Source organism: Agathobaculum desmolans ATCC 43058 (assembly GCF_000701665.1).
Lineage (GTDB): Bacteria > Bacillota > Clostridia > Oscillospirales > Butyricicoccaceae > Agathobaculum > Agathobaculum desmolans.
The window spans coordinates 1-2926 of sequence record NZ_JNJN01000086.1 but is presented as its reverse complement, the minus strand read 5'-3'; the positions used below and the strand labels follow the sequence as shown (position 1 = coordinate 2926).

Sequence of the window (2926 nt, the reverse complement as noted above, 5' to 3'; positions counted from 1 at the left end):
TATTGTATCACGGGTATCTCTAAGCCTGTTGGTTACACGGAGTGAACTAAGCAGATACACTTAAAAATCATCTGCAAATCTTATTATACGAGGAGCAAAAAAATGCAAAAGATACTTTATGTTGAAGATGATTTGAGCCTGATTGATGGATTGCAATATACTTTGGAAGCAAGTGGATATATGGTGGACAATGCCAAAACTGTAAAGGAGGCTTTGGCCCTATTCCGAAAGAACACCTATGATTTACTTTTGCTGGATGTTACGCTCCCAGATGGCACAGGCTTCGATGTTTGCAAAGCGGTACGGAACAGCTCAACCGTTCCCATTATATTTTTGACAGCTTCGGATCAGGAAATCAGCATTGTCCGAGGACTTGATATGGGTGCCGACGATTATATCACCAAACCATTCAAGCTGAATGAACTTCTATCCAGAATTAAGGCAATCCTGCGCCGTTCCTTGCAGTTTTCCAAAGCAGATACCTTTTTGGAAGCTAATGGCGTTCGTGTGGATACGGCAGAGCGGCTCGTCTGGAAAAATGAAAAACCGCTTGATCTCCCATTGGTGGAATACAAATTGCTGTGTCTGTTCATGCAAAATCCCAATCACCTTATGCCGCGCGAAATGATTCTGGATCGGATGTGGGATGGCAACGGTAATTTTGTGGACGATAATACTCTATCTGTGTATATCCGGCGGCTGAGAAACAAAATTGAGGACACACCCAATCAGCCTAAATACTTGCTGACGGAACGAGGTATCGGTTATAAATGGGTCGTTGAGTGAGGACAAGGTATGGGCAAATTAGGGAAAGAAACAAAGAATCTACTGTTGGCAATCACCGTCATCTGCCTTATTTCATTTCTACTTGCCGCAGGACTTTCGTTTTTACTTGCAAAGGACTTCCAACATGAGATGTTGCTCCATGACTATGGTGTTTCCGGCTACCAGCTGAACCATGAGGATAAATTGCAGATTTCAGCTTTTACTGCTCACCCCAACGAAAGCGATATAGAACGAGGCAAAGAAGCGCTGACCTCTATTGGATACAGTGAAGCAACATCTATGCAGCTATTGCCCACTGTTCGGGAATATCGCAATCAGACGATGCTGTATCTATTCTTGCTGCTGTTGTTTCTGTTCGGTATGGTATATCTGGTTCTGCTGTTTTATCTGCGACGCCAGCATAGAGCTATTGATGATGCCGGAAGTAAGATTCGAGAATTTTTGGATGGCAATTCTATGTCCAGAATTGAATGTTCCCAAACCGGTGATTGGTATAGCCTTTTCCATGATGTCAATGAAATGGCGACTATTCTCTCCGCCCATGCAGAGAGCCAGAAGCAGACAAAGGAGTTCTTACAGGACATCATTTCGGATGTATCACATCAGATTAAAACGCCGCTATCTGCTTTGAAAATGTACCATGAAATCATAAGCAGTCATAAAGGAGAAGCCGAAACGGTGGCGAACTTTTCGGAAAAATCTCAACGAGAGATTAAGCGAATAGAGAACGTTATTTATACACTGCTCAAACTGGCGCGCCTGGATGCGGGAATTATACAGATGGAAAAAGCAGAAGAAAATGTTTCCGCTCTCATGCAAGATGTTTTGGAACGATTTGAAACATGGGCAGAACAGGATCACAAAGAGATCACCCTTTCGGGTAAGGATGATATTTCTCTTAATTGCGATGCACTATGGATGTCGGAGGCGATTGGAAATATCGTCAAAAATGCTTTGGAACACACACAACCGGGCGGTCACATTTCGGTGCAATGGACACAATCACCCCTGTTGACTCAGATCGTCATTACAGACGATGGCAAAGGTATCCACCAAGAGGACTTATACAACATTTTCAAACGCTTTTACCGCAGCCGCTTTTCGTCAGATGTGCATGGGATAGGATTGGGCTTACCGCTGGCTAAATCTATTGTGGAGGCACATGGGGGAACTATTTCTGTAACCAGCACACTCGATGTTGGAACTACCTTCACATTGAACTTTTTCAGCCTTACAAATGAGTAAGATGCAGGTCACTTGGAAGTAAGCCGAAGGGGTTATGATGTGACCATAAGGAGGTACTGCGTATGAATATTCTTGAAGTACAGGACTTGTGCAAAACCTATGGAAAAGGTGAAGCAGCGGTTCAAGCGTTGCGTCATGCAACATTTTCGGTTCGCAAAGGTGAATTTATTGCCATTATTGGTGAATCCGGCTCCAGCAAAAGTACGTTGCTGAATGTTGTGGGTGCTCTGGACAAAGCCACTTCCGGCAAGGTCTGGATCGACGGTCAGGATATTTTCTCAATGCCGGAGAAAAAACTGACCGTGTTCCGGCGGCAACACATCGGTTTTATCTTTCAGTCATTTAATCTGATCCCGGAACTGAATGTAGAACAGAACATCACTTTTCCGTTGCTGCTTGACTACAAGCGGCCAGACCAGAGGTTTGTCAACGAGCTGCTGAATGTTTTGGGACTGACCGAACGCCGTCATCATCTTCCCAGTCAGCTCTCCGGTGGCCAGCAACAGCGTGTCGCTATCGGCAGGGCTTTGGTTACACGACCTGCACTGATTTTGGCGGACGTAAACTGAACCCCATGTGCTTACTGTACATAGCGTGTACACAGTAGGATTACATGACAATATAGGTACATGATACACAAGTAATGAGAAAAAATGTGTATGGAGTAGGAAGAAAGTATTGATATCTGGTATGAGGAAAGACATCCTTGTAGCAGGTTTTTTATTGTCTATAATAGACAGGTATAAAGGTAATATTTTAGTGGTATGTCCGAATAGCTTTTTTACGATAAGTGGGTATACTGTAAGCGTCAAATAGGACGGCGAATTGAAAGTGGACGCAGAGTGTGCCAGAATATGAGAGGAACTCACCGAGACTCACAGTGAGTCTCGGTGAG

The 2926-nt window shown here is 44.1% G+C and carries 2 protein-coding genes and 1 pseudogene; all 3 read left to right on the top strand.

Annotated features, from left to right (window positions below; genetic code table 11):
• Window positions 1-102 precede the first annotated feature (102 nt).
• The gene (locus tag T363_RS0113630) at window positions 103-786 is read left to right on the top strand and encodes a response regulator transcription factor (protein ID WP_031476721.1); all 684 of its coding nucleotides are present in this window, start codon (window positions 103-105) and stop codon (window positions 784-786) included.
• Window positions 787-795: 9 nt separating this feature from the next.
• The gene (locus T363_RS0113625) at window positions 796-2031 is read left to right on the top strand and encodes a sensor histidine kinase (protein WP_031476719.1); all 1236 of its coding nucleotides are present in this window, start codon (window positions 796-798) and stop codon (window positions 2029-2031) included.
• Between the two features lie 62 nt (window positions 2032-2093).
• A pseudogene (locus tag T363_RS0113620) lies at window positions 2094-2591 on the top strand (ABC transporter ATP-binding protein); the annotation flags it as partial.
• Window positions 2592-2926: the final 335 nt, after the last annotated feature.